Annotated in this window: 14 protein-coding genes; 2 read left to right on the top strand and 12 right to left on the bottom strand. The window is 53.1% G+C overall.

Features of this window, described 5'->3' with window-relative positions; genetic code table 11:
- Nucleotides 1–33: 33 nt before the first annotated feature.
- The 10 genes from tatC to katE form a co-directional block, all read right to left on the bottom strand.
- The gene (gene tatC / locus J1784_RS10075; protein WP_120509299.1) at nt 34–807 is read right to left on the bottom strand and encodes a Sec-independent protein translocase subunit TatC; all 774 of its coding nucleotides are present in this window, start codon (nt 805–807) and stop codon (nt 34–36) included.
- A 2-nt stretch (nt 808–809) separates the two neighbouring features.
- Nucleotides 810–1,457 carry a Sec-independent protein translocase protein TatB gene (tatB, locus tag J1784_RS10070; RefSeq protein ID WP_217149080.1) on the bottom strand — a complete coding sequence of 216 codons (648 nt, stop codon included), beginning with the start codon at nt 1,455–1,457 and terminating at the stop codon, nt 810–812.
- Nucleotides 1,458–1,460: 3 nt separating this feature from the next.
- Nucleotides 1,461–1,727, bottom strand: a complete 267-nt coding sequence (gene tatA / locus J1784_RS10065; protein WP_217149079.1) for a Sec-independent protein translocase subunit TatA — start codon at nt 1,725–1,727, stop codon at nt 1,461–1,463.
- Between the two features lie 73 nt (nt 1,728–1,800).
- Nucleotides 1,801–3,432, bottom strand: coding sequence for a ubiquinone biosynthesis regulatory protein kinase UbiB (gene ubiB / locus J1784_RS10060; protein WP_217149078.1), 1,632 nt, complete (start codon nt 3,430–3,432; stop codon nt 1,801–1,803).
- A complete protein-coding gene (gene ubiJ, locus J1784_RS10055) occupies nt 3,429–4,037 on the bottom strand; it encodes a ubiquinone biosynthesis protein UbiJ (RefSeq protein ID WP_217149097.1) in 609 nt (202 codons plus the stop codon). Before ubiJ ends, ubiB begins: the two co-directional genes overlap by 4 nt.
- Nucleotides 4,038–4,050: 13 nt before the next feature.
- A complete protein-coding gene (gene ubiE / locus J1784_RS10050) occupies nt 4,051–4,806 on the bottom strand; it encodes a bifunctional demethylmenaquinone methyltransferase/2-methoxy-6-polyprenyl-1,4-benzoquinol methylase UbiE (protein WP_120509297.1) in 756 nt (251 codons plus the stop codon).
- A gap of 148 nt (nt 4,807–4,954) precedes the next feature.
- Nucleotides 4,955–6,490, bottom strand: coding sequence for a DNA recombination protein RmuC (gene rmuC / locus J1784_RS10045; RefSeq protein ID WP_217149077.1), 1,536 nt, complete (start codon nt 6,488–6,490; stop codon nt 4,955–4,957).
- 157 nt (nt 6,491–6,647) lie between these two features.
- A complete protein-coding gene (locus J1784_RS10040; protein ID WP_217149076.1) occupies nt 6,648–7,175 on the bottom strand; it encodes a DedA family protein in 528 nt (175 codons plus the stop codon).
- Nucleotides 7,176–7,371: 196 nt separating this feature from the next.
- Entirely contained in the window at nt 7,372–8,133 is a 762-nt protein-coding gene (udp, locus tag J1784_RS10035; protein ID WP_120134743.1) for a uridine phosphorylase, read from the bottom strand.
- A gap of 224 nt (nt 8,134–8,357) precedes the next feature.
- A complete protein-coding gene (katE, locus tag J1784_RS10030; protein WP_238485466.1) occupies nt 8,358–10,640 on the bottom strand; it encodes a catalase HPII in 2,283 nt (760 codons plus the stop codon).
- Between the two features lie 184 nt (nt 10,641–10,824).
- Here katE and J1784_RS10025 point away from each other — a divergent pair, with 184 nt between their 5' ends.
- Nucleotides 10,825–11,652 carry a dienelactone hydrolase family protein gene (locus J1784_RS10025; protein WP_217149075.1) on the top strand — a complete coding sequence of 276 codons (828 nt, stop codon included), beginning with the start codon at nt 10,825–10,827 and terminating at the stop codon, nt 11,650–11,652.
- 80 nt (nt 11,653–11,732) lie between these two features.
- On the opposite strand, the gene fsa is transcribed toward J1784_RS10025, so the two are convergent.
- Both fsa and ptsP read right to left on the bottom strand, forming a co-directional pair.
- A complete protein-coding gene (gene fsa, locus J1784_RS10020) occupies nt 11,733–12,395 on the bottom strand; it encodes a fructose-6-phosphate aldolase (protein WP_217149074.1) in 663 nt (220 codons plus the stop codon).
- An 11-nt stretch (nt 12,396–12,406) separates the two neighbouring features.
- Nucleotides 12,407–14,911 carry a phosphoenolpyruvate--protein phosphotransferase gene (gene ptsP, locus J1784_RS10015; RefSeq protein WP_217149073.1) on the bottom strand — a complete coding sequence of 835 codons (2,505 nt, stop codon included), beginning with the start codon at nt 14,909–14,911 and terminating at the stop codon, nt 12,407–12,409.
- 367 nt (nt 14,912–15,278) lie between these two features.
- Here ptsP and J1784_RS10010 point away from each other — a divergent pair, with 367 nt between their 5' ends.
- Nucleotides 15,279–16,358 carry a PTS fructose transporter subunit EIIC gene (locus J1784_RS10010; RefSeq protein ID WP_217149072.1) on the top strand — a complete coding sequence of 360 codons (1,080 nt, stop codon included), beginning with the start codon at nt 15,279–15,281 and terminating at the stop codon, nt 16,356–16,358.
- The last annotated feature ends 7 nt before the right edge of the window (nt 16,359–16,365 follow it).

The raw sequence follows: 16,365 nt of genomic DNA, 5'->3' as shown, positions 1-16,365 counted from the left end.
CCATCAGGGCGGTTTTTTAAAGCAGAATAAGGATTATGCAGGCTGATCCGGATCGGTATCAGACTCAGAATCGACATCAGACCGGCGGCGTGCTCCAACGTAGAAACGGGCAAAGAACACACCAATTTCAAACAGCAGATACATCGGGATTGCCAGCAGCGTTTGCGAGAATACATCCGGTGGCGTTAACAGCATGCCGACCACGAATGCCCCAACCAGGACATACGGACGTTTCTTCTTCAGGTCTTCCGGCGTGGTCACGCCACTCCAGCAGAGCAACACAATTGCGATAGGCACTTCGAAAGACACGCCAAAGGCCATAAACAGCGCCATCACGAAATCGAGATAGTTGTTAATGTCCGTCGCAATCTGCACGCCTACGGGTGCCGTTTTCGCAAAGAAAGCAAACGCCAGCGGGAACACCACGAAATACGCAAATGCTACGCCGAGATAGAATAATGCAGAGCTTGAGAACAGCAGAGGCATCATCAGACGTCGTTCATGTTTGTACAGCGCAGGCGCTACAAACGCCCAAACCTGATACAAAATGAACGGTGCGGATAAGAACACCGAAACAATCATCGTCAGTTTGATTGGCGTAAAGAACGGTGATGCGACGTCGGTCGCAATCATGCTTGCGCCCATCGGCATCTGCTTAATCAGCGGTGAGGCCACCAGCTGATAGATGTCATTTGCAAAATAAACCAGCGCTAAGAACACCACCAGAATGCAGATAATGGCATTCAGCAGGCGCTTGCGCAGCTCAATCAGATGACTGATCAGTGGTTGAGTATCTTCAACTGCCATGTTTAACGGTCACCTGTCGTTTGGGTTGATGAAGCCGGTTTGACGGGTGCGGCAGGTTCAGCAACGGGTGCTTCATCAACAGCAGCTTTCGTCACCGGTGCAACCTCAACAGAAGTATCAGGCACCGGTTCCGTTGGTGTCATCAATGGCTGAGCAGCATGAGCGGTTTTATTCGATGCCAGTGCGGCTTCAACTGCGCTTTGTGGCACACTTGCCGGAGCAGAAACCACTTTGTCCGCCGTTGCCGGTGAAACACCTGCGTCATGATGCGCTTCCGCTTCATCCAGAACCGGATTATGAATGGTATTGCCTTCAGCTTTGGCTTCTTCCACCGCCTTCTCCGCAGGGTTTAACCCTGAATTGATCGACTTTTTCATGGATTCTGCCGCTTCTTTCAACTCGTCCATAGACGCTTTGATTTCAGGCGTTAAATTCTTCAGACCGGACTCTTCCGCTTTCTTCAGGCTATCCTGCAATTCCTGAAGTTTCAGCTCCTGCGATAATTCGCTTTGAACTGACGCAGCCATTGCACGAAGCGTACGGATCCAGCCTGCTACTGTTCTTACTGCTACAGGTAAACGCTCCGGCCCGAGCACAACCAGGCCAATCACCAATACCAGCAGCAGTTCACTAAATCCAATATCGAACACGGCTTATACCTGCTCTTTGTTTTGGCTCTTGGTGTCTTCTGCTTTCGCTTCTGGCTTACTTTCAACAGACTTAGCCGCGAAATCAGCATCAGTTGGAGAAATGTCCGCGTCTTTGGTTTTTGGCTGACTGTCGTCATCGCTCATGGCCTTTTTGAAGCCTTTGATGGAAGCGCCCAGATCAGAACCCAGACCACGCAGTTTCTTCGTACCGAACAGCAGTACCACAAGAACAACGAGAATCAGGATTTTTGTAATACTAATACCACCCATTATTTTCACCTCAATAGGAAGGAACGACTTTCATTGCCGTTCGCAAACGGCATTCAATTTAAAACAAATATGATTAGCTGGCGCGCTTCCATCCGATTAACCAGGAAACAGCACCGGCAGCCATCAGGCAGGCCGGATAAATCTTCACGTCGCCCAACAGCAAAAGGGTTCCGCTTAACAACAGCGTCGCACCTATTCCCAGAAGATAACGAGACTGACCCTGACGGGAACTCTGGTTATGAATCTGCGAGGAAAGCTTCTCAATGTTGTATTGCAACAGCTTGTGCTGATGCAGGCTCTGATACACCAGATCCGGCAGCTCTGGCATTTTCTCGAGCCAGAACGGTGCACGCTCTTTCAGTGCACGGATCATCGCCGGTAAACCGACCTGATCCCGTACCCAGCTTTCAAGGAACGGCTTCGCCGTGGTCCATAAATCCAGCTGAGGATAAAGCTGACGCCCGAGACCTTCGACATACAACAGCGTTTTTTGAAGCAATACCAGCTGAGGTTGGACTTCCATATTAAAGCGGCGCGCCGTGTTAAACAGGTTTAACAATACGTTGCCAAAGGAAATCTCTGCCAGCGGTTTCTCAAAAATTGGTTCGCAGACTGTACGAATAGCAAATTCGAATTCTTCAACGTTGGTATCGCGGGGAACCCAGCCGGAATCAACATGCAGCTCAGCCACTTTGCGATAATCGCGGTTAAAGAACGCGATGAAGTTTTCCGCCAGATAGCGCTTGTCTTCCTTATTGAGCGAACCCACTATGCCGCAATCGATCCCTATGTAGCAAGGGTCTTCCGGCGTTTCGTAGCTGACGAAAATATTGCCCGGGTGCATATCGGCATGGAAGAAACTGTCGCGGAAAACCTGCGTGAAGAAGACCTGCACGCCACGTTCTGCCAGCAGTTTCATATTGGTACCCTGCTTTTTCAGCGCCTCAATATCAGAAACCGGAATGCCGTAAATGCGCTCCATGACCATCAGGCTTTCGCTGCAATAGTCCGGATACACTTCCGGCACATACAGCATCGGGCTGCCTTCAAAGTTACGACGAAGCTGAATCGCATTTGCTGCTTCACGTAACAGATTCAGTTCATCGAGCAACGTTTTCTCATACTCGCGCACCACTTCACGCGGGCGCAAACGGCGACCATCTGGCAGCAAAATCGGCAGCCAGCCCGCAAGACGCGACATCAGGCGGATATCGGCCACGATGGTTGGCAAAATGTCCGGGCGGATCACCTTAAGCACCACCGGTTTGCCATTTTCCTTGAGGATTGCGGTATGAACCTGTGCAATCGAAGCGGAAGCCAGCGGCGTCTGGTCGAATTCATCAAACCAGGTTTCCAACGGACCACCGAGCGCGGCATCAATTTGCTGACGCGCTTTGGCACCATCAAACGGCGGGACATGGTCCTGCAGCAAAGCAAGCTGATCGGCAATATGCGGAGGGAAAAGATCGCGGCGTGTCGACATCATCTGACCAAACTTGATCCATACCGGTCCAAGTTGTTCCAGCGCCAGACGCATACGCTCACCCAACGGCTTATCTTTATGACGATGAGGTAACCAGAAAAAAAGATAACGGCCCATTCGCAGCGGCAGCGTTAAGCGGATTTTAGGGATCAGTTCGTCAAGGCCATAAATAAGAAACATGCGGATAATCAGATATAAACGTCGCATTTCCCTAAGCGTCACGGTTTGCCCTCCAGTTTTTCGATACGTTTATCCAGCGCATCCAGTTCGCGCACCAGCGCAGAGACTTCATCGCTAAACCAGACGACTTCCAGCGGGCCGGGTGCCATCTTCCACTCTTCGGTCAGCGTCTGCGCCACATAACTTTGCTGGTGCTTCAGACCTTTTTGCAGGAAACGAAAACCACCCTGAACCGCCTGACTTAACCCCTGAGCGGCGATATCACCGATATAAGGTGCCAGGAATTCTGCTGGCTCAAACTCAGCCATATCCAGCAACGCAGAGAACTGCTGAACCACGGAAATATCACCGTCGACCACCAGTTCGCCACTGCGCATCATTGGCGACAACTGCTGGCGGTCACGTAATTTTTGCAGAGATGAAATCCGGGAAGTGACGGTGCAATCAGCTGCGCCGTCCCATTGCCCGAGCACATCAATTTTTTGCTCGCTGAAAACAAACGTCAGCGGCGCACTCAGTTCCTGCAATTCAACACGTAAAACTTTACCTGCCAGACGCGTGCGCGCCGCCTTCATGCTGCGATCTTTGAAAAGCAGAAAATTAAGCGGTGTCTCGATAGCGGCAGTCAGCAACGGCGTTAACAACATCGGCATACCCATATCAGAATTTGAAACCCCGATGCAGCGCGACAATGCCACCCGTGAGATTGTGATACGTCACATTTTCAAAACCGGCATCGCCCATCATGCCCTTCAGGGTTTCCTGATCAGGGTGCATACGAATAGATTCGGCCAAATAGCGATAGCTCTCAGCATCCTGCGCAACCAGTTCACCAATGCGCGGCAGAATGTGGAAGGAATAGGTATCGTAGGCTTTGCTCAAAGGCTTGAGGAGAGGTTTGGAGAATTCCAGAACCAGTAAACGACCACCCGGCTTAAGTACGCGGAACATTGAACGCAGCGCTTTTTCTTTCTCGGTGACGTTACGCAAGCCGAAGGAAATCGTGATGCAGTCAAAATAATTATCGGGGAAAGGCAGCGCTTCGGCGTTTGCCTGAACGTAGCTGACGTTACCGACGATACCGAGATTGCGCAGCTTTTCGCGGCCCATTTTCAGCATGGAATCGTTGATATCGGCCAACACAACTTCGCCTTTCTCACCCACCAGACGGGAGAATTTTGCGGTCAGATCACCCGTACCACCGGCCAGATCGAGCACACGTTGTCCCTGACGGACACCGCTGCAATCGATAGTAAAACGCTTCCAGATGCGATGAATACCGAAAGACATCAGGTCATTCATCAAATCATATTTTGCCGCAACGGAATGGAAGACTTCTGCCACCATTTCCTGTTTTTCATCTTTGGCTACTGTACGAAAACCAAAATGAGTGGTTTCCTGCGTCTGCTTTTCCATTTTATATGCCTGCTTTTTCAGTCGAACTCTTGGGGAGAAGTGTATCAGAACCCTTAGGAAAGCCCCATCACCGATGGTGATTCAACATATTGCAATGATTCATTCGTTGAATCAGAAATGCACTACAGATCATTCGGGCAAGCGTGGTCTATTGATGCGGGTTTAGCTCACGCGGGTTCAGTGTCTGTTCTTCTTCCGCATCAGAGGTATCTGGCAGAGATGCGGTATCTTCAGGTTCATTTTCCGCTTTAGCCATCTCAGCCAGAGACGGACTAATTGGCCGTTTGACTTCAACACCCAGAGCACGAAAACTCTCAACCTGCCCGATAAGATTACCACGGCCTTGCGAGAGTTTATTCATCGCAGAACGATAACTTCCCTGCGCTTTATCGAGACTTTGCCCCATCGACTCCATGTCATCCACAAACAGCCGCAGTTTGTCGTAAAGACGCGCAGCGCGATCGGCGATACGTTTGGCATTCTGGCTCTGGTGTTCGTAGCGCCACAGGTTGCTTATCGTACGTAACGCCACCAGCAAAGTCGTCGGGCTGACAAGCATAATATTGTGGCGCAGGGCTTCGCTGATCAATTCGGGCTCCCGGTCGATAGCCAGCAGAAACGCGGGTTCGACGGGGATAAACATCAGCACATAATCCAGGCTGCGCAAACCGGGCAGCTGCTGATAATCTTTGCGGCCCAGCAAACGGATATGACCGCGCACCGAGGCAATGTGCTCATTCAAAGCGATTTCACGCTCAGCGTCATCTTCACTGTTAAAATAACGCTCGTAAGCGACCAGCGTCATTTTGGCGTCAATCACCACATCTTTGTTCTGCGGTAACCGTACGACCACATCGGGCTGCATGCGGCTGTTGCTGTCGACCTGCACGCTGACCTGCGTCTGATACTCATATCCTTCGCGTAATCCGGAAGCCTCCAGCACGCGGCTGAGCACCACTTCGCCCCAGTTGCCCTGCGTTTTGTTGTCACCTTTCAGTGCTTTGGTCAGGTTGACGGCTTCACGCGCCATTTCGACATTCAGTTGTTGCAGATTGCGGATCTCGTGCGCCAGCGTATGCCGTTCACGGGCTTCTTGTCCGAAGCTGTCCTGCACCTGACGGCGGAATCCGTCGAGCTGCTCGCGCAGCGGCAGCAGTAATTTGTCGAGGCTTTGCTTGTTCTGTTCGTCGGCGCGACGGCCATTTTGTTCAAAAATCCGGTTCGCCAGATTCTCAAACTGACTGCTCAGACGCTGTTCGCTGTTGATCAGCAGACGCTGCTTTTCTTCGGCCGCCATGCGGGTTTCATCCAGACGGGTGGAAACCTCACGCAATTCTGCCTCCTGCGCGCTGTTGATTTCCCGCTGAGCGCGCAGTTCCTGATTGAGCTGCTCGCACTCGTTTTGCCAGTGCGCCAGCAGTTGCAGTTTTTCCTGACTCGCCGCTTGCAGGCTGTGCAGTTTTCGCAGTTCCAGCTCAGCGTCACGCAGTTGCTGCTGGCCCGACAGCCGCTCGCTTTTGTGCGTATCGTTTTCTACCCTGACCTGTTCCAGCGATTGTTCCAGCAAACGGCGCTGCGTTTCATACTCCGTTTGCTGTTGCTGTTGTCGCAAACTGGCGATGAGCCATCCCACCAGTAAGCCAATTAACGCCGCTGCCAGGGCAGTCAGAATGCTGATATCCACGCGATTTCCCTCTTGAAGTCTCTTGCGGCCAAGGTAATGTCAGGCTGTATGGATGTCCAGTCTATTTTCTGTTGCATTGAGCCTTTGCGAGACGTCTTCCAAAAGGGAATTTCTCTGCCCTTCCCCCCTTGCGGCGGTCAGTCACAGGGAGCAGGATTCAAAACCAGCGGCTCAGCCACTGAATGCCGAAAGCGCCGGGCGCCAGGATGCCGAAGGCCCAAATAAGCGCCGAGGTCACATTAGCAATCTGAAAATACTTTTGCGGCATACCGCAGATCCCGGCAACCAGCGGCACAACGGCGCGCAGCGGGCCAAAGAAGCGGCCGATAAACGCACCCGGCATGCCCCATTTTTCAAAAAAGGCATGGCCGCGAACCAACATTTGCGGATGGCGGGAGAAAGGCCAGAAATTACCGACCCGGTCCTGAAAATGGTTGCCGACCCAATAGGAAAGCCAGTCGCCGAAGAAAGCACCTGCGGCAGCGGCGGCCCAGATTGGCCAGAAAGGAATACCGGTTTCGCCAATCATCGCGCCCAGTCCCAGCAGGATAAAGGTTGCCGGAAGGAGCAACGACAAAAAGGCCAGAGACTCGCCAAAAGCCAGAAAGAAGACGATAGGCGCGGCCCATACCTGATGTGCACGGATAAAGGTGGTCGTGTAATCGAGAAGGTCATGAACAGTCAAAAATGCAGTTCCTTTAATCAGAGATACGGAGCCGGAATTCATCAATTATTCCAGACGCATTACCAACATGACCTTAACAGATCTGTTTAACAGGGCAAAAAATGGGCCGCCAGAGGCAGCCCATAGATGTGATTAGTCAGTGATTCGGGTTCGCCAGCGCAGCCAACGCACTTGTGAATCGAAGGATGACGGGAAATTAGATCAGCCGACGTGCGGCTTCTACAACAATCTTGACCGCATGGCTTTCGGTCTTCTTCATGGTTTCCGCATTAGGAATTTCCTGCTGCGTGCGGTTTACGATAACACCGGCAACCATACCCGCGCGCAGGCCCTGGCTGGCGCACATGGTCAGCAAGGTGGCGGATTCCATTTCGTAGTTCATGACGCCCATTTCCTGCCATTCTTTCATCGATTCTTTGAAGCGACGAACGACGCGGCCGGAGAACGTGTCATAACGTTCCTGACCCGGATAGAAGGTGTCAGAAGACGCGGTCACGCCAATGTGCGTGGCAGCGCCAACAGATTCAGCCGCAGCGACCAGCGCAGTAGTACAGGCAAAATCAGCGACCGCAGGGAATTCCATTGGTGCGAAGTGCAGGCTTGCGCCATCGAGGCGAACGGCAGCGGTAGTCACCAGAACGTCGCCCACATTGATGTGTGGCTGGATAGCGCCGGTGGTGCCGACACGCAGGAAAGTACGGATCCCCAATTGCGCCAGTTCTTCAACCGCGATGGAAGTCGAAGGACCACCAATCCCGGTCGAGCAAACAATCACAGATTTGCCGTCAAGCTCAGCACGCCATGAGGTAAATTCGCGGTGAGAAGCCAGACGAACCGGGTTCTCCATCAGTTTGGCAATTTTTTCCACGCGTTCAGGGTCGCCGGGAACAATCGCCAGCGTCGCGCCATTTAAATCTTTTTTGGCCAGGCCAAGATGGAAAACTTCAGGCTGAGACATAACAAACTCCTCTGTGTGTAAGGTCATAAATTGGCAGGAGGAACACCCGGCAACTCTACTGAACATTGTGACGTTATTTCGTGACGGTCGTCACTATGATGTAACAACAGGAATTACACATACATTTAATTTGTGATTCAAGTCACAAATAAATGGATGATTGGCGAGATTTTAAACAGCCCATCTCCGACACCGGAGACGGGCTGTTTTCAGATGATGCCGAATCAGGCAGGAACGGAATCTGCCGCCGCACTGCGCGACCAGATCCGGTGTTTGAGCATTTCTTGCAGGAACGTTTTCAGTAATGCTCCCTCAGCTTTCTCCCCCTCGACGACACCTTCTTCCGGCACATCGTCAGTCAGTCCCAGCAGCGACTTGAAGCGGCGTGCATCACCGCTTAATCCGATGACTTTCAGATGCTTATAGGCTTCAAGCAGGTAATGTCGGGAATCGCCGTTCATCAGCAAGGCATCAATGTGCCCGTGAGGAACAATTACGGCATCGACGGTAATAGAAGGCGAACCGGCGAATGTGGCATCTACCGGAAGTGAAGAACCATCATCGGCGGTGACATTCCCTAAATGGCTGGCCAGAAGTTTTGGATGCACACCCGCCGCCTGAAGCGCCTGCAAGGTTTCCAGTACATCCGCCGCATTCACGCCCTCACCCAGCAATACCGCCACCTGACGTCCTTTGATGGTGCCTTTGCCGCTGGCGTATAAACTCAGTGACGGATCATTGTTCAGGCCATTCACCGGCTTCGGTGGTTTAATATTCAGGGTTTCAGCCGAAAGCGTAATCCCCAGATTTTTAGCCACTGTCTGCGCCAGCGCCTGATCGACATGCGCCAGTAAATCCACTACACGTTCGCGGATATAAGACCGTGCAACTTTCGCTAATTCAAATGAGAAAGCCCCGGCAATATGATCCTGCTCGACAGCCGTCTGACTCAGCCAGAACAGGCGAGGATGCGCATAATATTCGGCAAACGACGGACTGCGCTGACGGATTTTTTCGGCATCAATACGCTCCGGATAGCTTTCAAAACCGCCGCCGGACGCTGCCGGAGGTGTTTCCCTCGGCCAGTTATTGTTGATGGAATTCGGCTCGTAGTTCGCCGGATTGGTATCGATATCCTGGCGGTGCATACCGTCGCGCTGGAAGTTATGGTACGGGCAGGTCGGACGGTTAATCGGAATTTCATGGAAGTTCGGCCCGCCAAGACGACTGATCTGCGTATCGGTGTAAGAGAACAGGCGGCCCTGTAACAGCGGGTCATTAGTGAAATCAATGCCCGGCACCACGTGTCCCGGATGGAAGGCGACCTGTTCGGTTTCCGCAAAGTAATTATCGGGGTTACGATCCAGCACCATCTTGCCGATGAGTTCTACCGGCACCAGTTTTTCAGGGATAAGTTTGGTCGGGTCGAGCAAATCGAAATCGAACTTGAATTCATCTTCCTCCGGGATCAGCTGAACGCCCAGCTCGTATTCCGGGTAATCACCGGCTTCGATGGCTTCCCACAAATCGCGGCGATGGAAATCCGCATCTTTCCCGGCCAGTTTCTGCGCCTCATCCCACAACAAAGAGGCCTTTCCGGCCAGCGGTTTCCAGTGGAAACGCACAAAGGTGGCTTTGCCTTTGGCATTCACGAAACGGAAAGTATGAATACCAAAACCTTCCATCGTGCGGTAACTGCGCGGAATGCCGCGATCCGACATCGCCCAGAAAACGTTGTGCAGGGTTTCCGGCTGCAGGGACACATAATCCCAGAAGGAATCATGGGCGCTGGCGCCCTGCGGGATTTCATTATGCGGCTCGGGTTTCACAGCATGGACAAAATCAGGGAACTTATGCGCATCCTGAATAAAAAATACCGGCGTGTTGTTGCCGACCAGATCGTAAATCCCTTCATCGGTATAAAACTTGGTGGCCCAGCCGCGGATATCACGAACGGAATCCGCCGAACCGCGCGCGCCCTGAACGGTAGAGAAACGCACAAAGACCGGCGTTTTCTTTTTCGGATCAGAGAGGAAACTGGCTTTTGTTACCGACTTCATGCTGCGGTAGGGCTGAAAATAGCCATGCGCTGCCGCACCCCGCGCATGAACAATACGTTCAGGAATGCGCTCGTGGTCAAAATGGGTAATTTTCTCGCGCAGGATAAAATCTTCCAGCAGCGTCGGACCACGGTTACCGGCTTTCAGCGAATTCTGGTCATCAGAGATTTTGGTGCCCTGATTGGTGGTCAGCGGCTGCTTTTCACCATTTTTACGATGACGCTCTAACGCATCGAGTTTGGCATTGGTATTTTTCGGACTTTTGGCACTCCCGGAAGCGGTCGGCTCTTTTCCCGGCGGCGTCGGTTGTGGTGAAGGCTGATAAGCGCGATCAGCAGGTGCCAGATCTCCAAGGCCAGGTTGTGAGGACTTGATGCCCGTGGCGGGGGCGCGGCTTACCGGTTTTGGCTCACTTTTTTTGGTCACTTTAGACGGTGATTTTGACATTGAACATAGCTCCTCAGACAAAGGTTTCGGGCGTTCTGTGGACGTTCTGTAAATCTTCCATGATGACTTTCCTGATTAACTTTTAACTATAGAACATCTCTTGCGCCTTGCTGTTCATGCTTTCCGGCTATAGTTTTAATCCATAGCCACCGATTTTCGTATGGACACTTGCCTGGAGACCCCGATGAAAAAAGAAGAATTGCTTACCCTGAAACAGGCTCCGACCAGCTTTGCTCCTGCTGTCACCCCCGTCGCCAGCACCACCATTCACACTGATACCGACGGTCTGCACGCAGGCCAGACCACCATCCCTTCGCAGGGCGAAGACATGCCCGCCTATCTCGCCCGTCCGGAACAGTTCACCGGTAAATTGCCAATCGTTCTGGTGGTGCAGGAGATTTTTGGCGTACACGAACACATTCAGGATGTCTGCCGTCGCCTGGCTAAACAGGGCTATATGGCCATCGCACCTGAACTGTATTTTCGTCAGGGTGATCCGCGTGATTACACCGAAATCAGCGAACTTTTCGCCAAACTGGTCAGCAAAGTGCCCGATCAGCAAGTGCTTTCTGACCTCGATCACACCGCGCACTGGGCAGCACAACACGGCGGGGATATTTCCAAATTGGGCATCACCGGTTTCTGCTGGGGCGGACGTATCACCTGGTTGTATGCGGCGCACAATCCGCAGTTGAAAGCGGGCGTGGCGTGGTACGGCAAACTGGTCGGTGATAAAACGCTGACCAGTCCGTCACAGCCGGTCGATCGCGCCGCCGCGCTGGATGCGCCGGTCCTGGGTTTGTACGGCGCAGAAGATTCCAGCATTCCTCTGGATACGATTGAAACCATGCGTCAGGCCATTCGCGCGGCTAATGCCACGGCGGAAATCGTGGTCTATCCGGAAGCGGGCCATGCCTTTAATGCCGATTATCGCCCGAGTTACCATGCTGAAGCCGCCGCCGATGGCTGGCAGCGTATGCTGGATTTCTTTATCCAGTACGGCGTGAAATAAAAAGCACGGCAATGAGTAAATAAAAAAGCCCGGCAGCTTTTCCTGTCGGGCTTTTTATTTAAATTCAGTTGGTTACCTGTTTACAACGACAATCGCCCGAACGCGCCCTGCCAGTCCTGTTCGAATTTATCGACTGCCGCCTGTACCGCCGGTGCGCTGATAAACTGCTCCGCCACGTCTACCGGAATGGTGACCGACTGACAGCCCGCCAGCAGACAGGCCAGAACCTGACGCGGCGTTTTGAAACTGGCGGCCAGCACTTTGGCGTGCGGTGCATGGAGTGACAGCAATTGCTGCAACTCCGCCACCATCGCAATGCCGTCTCCTCCCTGCGCGTCCAGCCGGTTCACATACGGCGCGACATATTCTGCACCGGCCAGTGCAGAAAGCAGTCCCTGTCCCGCCCCGTAAACCGCAGTGCCCAGCGTCGGAATTTTACGGGTGCGCAGGATCTTAATCGCAGCAAGGCCAGCGGCTGTCACCGGCACTTTCACCACCAGCCCCGGCACGCGCGAATGCAGCAATTCAGCTTCTTCCACCATTTGCTCAGTCTGATTCGCCAGAACCTGCGCAAAGAGTTTTCCTTCACCGCCTAACGCATCGCGAAGCGCGGGCAGCACTTCCCACAGGGAAGCCTGCGATTTCGCCACAATGCTCGGATTCGTCGTCACGCCCTGCAAAGGCAAAATACGGGATAAGCGTTTTACTGCGCTGATATCAGCCGTATCCAGATAAAGTTCCATACCCTCTCCTGTCAGAGTTCAAGCTCTTGTTTGAGCAGCGCTTCTATCTGTGCTGCTGTCGTCGAATTCATCAGCGCATCGCGGAAACTATCGTGCATGATCCGTCGCGCCAGCTTTGAGAAAATCCGCATATGCTGGTCGCCTGCGGCATGTTTATTCAGCGTCAGCATGATGACAAACTGCGCTTCCTCATCGCCCCACTGCACCGGTTGCGCGAGTTTCGCGACGCTGATAGTCGATTGCTCGATGTGCTCAGATTTTGTGTGCGGAATAGCAAAACCGAACCCGAGGCCCGTGGAAAATACCGCCTCACGCGCCCAGACGTCGGTGGCAAGTTTGCGTGGATAACGGCAGCGACCGGCCAGCATCAGGTTATCAACCATGCCTTTAATCACTTCTTCTTTGCTGCGCCAGTCGGTATTGAGCGCTACACACTCCGCCGTGATCAGCGGTGCATCGTTGACCGCCATACGGAACTGCGCCAGCAGGTGTTCCACTTCAAGCGACGTGCGGCACTGCATTGCACGGTTGAGCAGTAAGCGGCACTCGCGGCTGTCGAGTTTCGCCAGACGCGCTTTGGTCACCGGAATCGACGGCGCGCTCATACTGATTTCATCCAGCCCCAGCCCGACCAGCAGCGGTAACACCGAGCCTTTCGCTCCCAGTTCGCCGCACAAACCAATCCATTTTCCGTGGCGATGCACCTCGCGTACAACGTGGTCGAGACCACGCAGGAAGGCCGGATTCAGGCTGTTGTAATGGCGGGTCACTTTGGCGTTATCACGGTCGACTGCCAGCAGATATTGCGTCAGGTCGTTGCTGCCGATGCTAAAGAAATCAATCTCCTCGCAGCACTGGTCGATGATGAACATCACCGACGGCACTTCCAGCATGATCCCCAGCTGAATTTTTTCATCGAACGGGATTTGCTCACCGCGCAGCGATTGCTTGGCTTCCGCCAGCTTCTCTTTCACCCATAAAATCTCTTCCATCGATGAAATCATCGGGATCATAATTTTCAATGTTCCGTGCGCTGAGGCGCGCAGGATCGAACGTAGTTGCGTATGGAATAACGGCAGGAATTCCTGATAGATACGCACCGCGCGATACCCAAGGAATGGGTTATTTTCGGCAGGAATATTCAGATAATTAACCGGTTTATCGCCACCGATATCCATGGTGCGGACAATAATGGTTTTGCCCCTCGCGGCTTCCGTGGCCTGGCAGTAAATGTTGTACAGCTCATCTTCAGAGGGCGCACTGGCGCGATCCATATACAGCATCTCTGTACGGAATAACCCGACAGCTTCCGCGCCATTGCCAAACGCTGCGCTGGCTTCAACTGAATGGGCAATATTTGCCGCGACTTCAAGACGCACGCCGTCAGCGGTATACCCCGGTTTATCAAGATATTCGCTTTGCTGTTCACGCAGCGCCTGATGCACAGCCTGTTCCTGACGATAATAACGGCGCACCGGCTCGCTGAGCGCACAGGCAATCAGCCCCAGATCGCCGTCGATCTGCACATCCTGCTGCAAATAAGACTGCAACGGTTTGGGATCAACACCGACAAGCGAAGGAATATTGAACGATCGGGCGAGGATCACGGTATGCGACGTGCTGCCCCCGCTGCCGAGTAACAATCCTTTGAGATGTTTTTTATCCAGCTCCAGAAACTGACTCGGCGTCAGTTCATCCGCCAGGCAAATACTGGCTTCGCTCAGCGCCTGCTGGGAAGCAAAGCGTTCCTCACCATAGATTTGCTGCAAAAGCTGGAAGCTGACATCACGAATATCCAGTTCGCGTTCACGCAAATAAGCACTGGACGATTGTGCGAGCTGCGCGCTGAAATGCGCGGCGGTATCGACAATACTTTGCGCACAACTCTGGCCTTGCGCCACTCGGTTCAGCAACGCTTCGCGCAGGCTGTTATCCCGCAGCAAAGAACGGTGCGCTTCCAGCACGGCGGTGATCGTTCCGCTACCCGCCATCAGCTGTAGTTCGATCGATTTTTCAAGCTGTGCCAGTCCGGCGGAAAGCAGGCTTTGCTCTTTATCTTTTCCCTGAGACTCCGGCAAATCCGTCAGCGCCGCCAGATTGACGCTGGAAAGGCTGACCAGTTTACCCAGCGCACAGCCTTCACTGACGGAACGGGCGCGGAAAACCAGCGGGGAAAGATTCATCAGGGATTCAGGAAGCGGCTCAAGTTCAGCGTTTTCATCATGTTCAGGCAGGGCTTCATCACAGAGCGGGAACTGATGCTCAATGAAATGGGCCAGCGCCGCGTGCGCCGCATCTTCGTCCGCTCCTTCGATAGTCACATGGCATTCATCACCCAGTAAAATATCGGCACCAATCAGTGACAACACACTTTTGCCATCAGCAAAGCGGTCAGTACGGACGTTATGCCATTCAAATGCGGAGCCGAAACCGTTGCACAACGTTTCAATATGACTGGCCGGTCGGGCATGAACACCATTTACCAGCACGCAGGTGAAGCTCAACTTCTTGGTCATTTCTGAATCCTCATCCCAAATTCCGGTGCAATGTACCGGCTTATTGCAGGATAAGAGTCAGGAGACGCTGATAGCTACCAGACAAAAATGACAAATGCTGGACAAATGTATTGTCAGTGGTTTTTTGCGAGCCAGCTCACACGCCAAAAGTTAGCAGAAACCTCGCTATTTTTCGGGTTATTTGAACCTGCTCGCATTTTTGCTCTGACATTACAAAAGTCCAGTAAAACACAATTTTGTCCACTATTAGCGCCCCGGTCAGCAGCCTATTGTTGAGATCGATAGCCTTTCTGTATCTGCGGTTTTTGAATTAAGAACGCTGATATTTGCGATTTTTAGCCTGACACCGGTTTTCGTGGAGTTCATCATGAAAGACTTACTCAACATTCTAAAAAATACCCGCCAGCATCTGATGACCGGCGTGTCTCATATGATCCCTTTCGTGGTCGCAGGCGGCATTCTGCTGGCTATCTCGGTCATGCTGTATGGCAAAGGCGCTGTGCCGGATGCCGCAACTGATCCGAATCTGAAAAAGCTGTTTGATATCGGCGTGGCCGGTTTAACCCTGATGGTACCTTTCCTGGCGGCCTATATCGGCTATTCCATTTCCGACCGTTCAGCACTGGCTCCGTCAGCCATCGGAGCCTGGGTCGGTGCCTCCTTTGGTGCAGGCTTCTTCGGCGCAATCATCGCCGGACTGCTCGGCGGCATTATCGTTTTCTATCTCAAGAAGATCCCGGTACCTAAGATCCTGCGCTCGGTGATGCCGATCTTCGTGATCCCGATCATCGGGACGCTGCTGACGGCGGGGATCATGATGTGGGGGCTGGGTGAACCGGTCGGCCTGCTGACCACGTCTCTCACGCACTGGCTGCAAGGCATGCAACAGGGCAGCATTATTGTGCTCGCCATCATTATGGGGCTGATGCTGGCTTTCGACATGGGCGGGCCGGTTAACAAAGTCGCTTATGCTTTTATGCTGATTTGTGTGGCGCAGGGCGTGTATACGGTGGTTGCGATTGCTGCGGTGGCCATCGCCACACCACCGCTCGGGCTGGGTTTTGCCACACTGATTGGCCGTAAATATTACACCACCGAAGAACGCGAAGCGGGCAAAGCCGCCATGCTGATGGGTTGCGTCGGCATCACTGAAGGCGCCATTCCTTTCGCCGCCGCTGACCCGCTGCGCGTGATCCCGTCCATCATGATTGGCTCCGCCTGTGCCGCCGTCACCGCCGCACTGGTTGGCACGCAATGCTATGCCGGCTGGGGCGGGCTGATTGTGCTGCCGGTGGTGGAGGGGAAACTGGGTTACATCGGTGCATTGCTGGTCGGCATGGTCGTCACTGCGCTGTGCGTCAACCTGCTGAAACATCTGGCTGCCAAAAAACAATCCGCTAAAAAACATAAGGAATCCGACCTGGATCTGGATTTCGAAATTAACTGATCTCTGT

The sequence above is a fragment of the Rahnella ecdela genome (assembly GCF_019049625.1).
GTDB classification, from domain to species: Bacteria; Pseudomonadota; Gammaproteobacteria; order Enterobacterales; family Enterobacteriaceae; genus Rahnella; species Rahnella ecdela.
This window is presented reverse-complemented; position numbering and strand designations above follow the sequence as displayed.

Coding starts and splice junctions, on each gene's coding strand:
- tatC (WP_120509299.1), bottom strand. CDS start 807: ATGGCAGTTGAAGATACTCAACCACTGATCAGTCATCTGATTGAGCTG.
- tatA (WP_217149079.1), bottom strand. CDS start 1,727: ATGGGTGGTATTAGTATTACAAAAATCCTGATTCTCGTTGTTCTTGTG.
- ubiJ (WP_217149097.1), bottom strand. CDS start 4,037: ATGTTGTTAACGCCGTTGCTGACTGCCGCTATCGAGACACCGCTTAAT.
- ubiE (WP_120509297.1), bottom strand. CDS start 4,806: ATGGAAAAGCAGACGCAGGAAACCACTCATTTTGGTTTTCGTACAGTA.
- udp (WP_120134743.1), bottom strand. CDS start 8,133: ATGTCTCAGCCTGAAGTTTTCCATCTTGGCCTGGCCAAAAAAGATTTA.
- katE (WP_238485466.1), bottom strand. CDS start 10,640: ATGTCAAAATCACCGTCTAAAGTGACCAAAAAAAGTGAGCCAAAACCG.
- J1784_RS10025 (WP_217149075.1), top strand. CDS start 10,825: ATGAAAAAAGAAGAATTGCTTACCCTGAAACAGGCTCCGACCAGCTTT.
- fsa (WP_217149074.1), bottom strand. CDS start 12,395: ATGGAACTTTATCTGGATACGGCTGATATCAGCGCAGTAAAACGCTTA.
- ptsP (WP_217149073.1), bottom strand. CDS start 14,911: ATGACCAAGAAGTTGAGCTTCACCTGCGTGCTGGTAAATGGTGTTCAT.
- J1784_RS10010 (WP_217149072.1), top strand. CDS start 15,279: ATGAAAGACTTACTCAACATTCTAAAAAATACCCGCCAGCATCTGATG.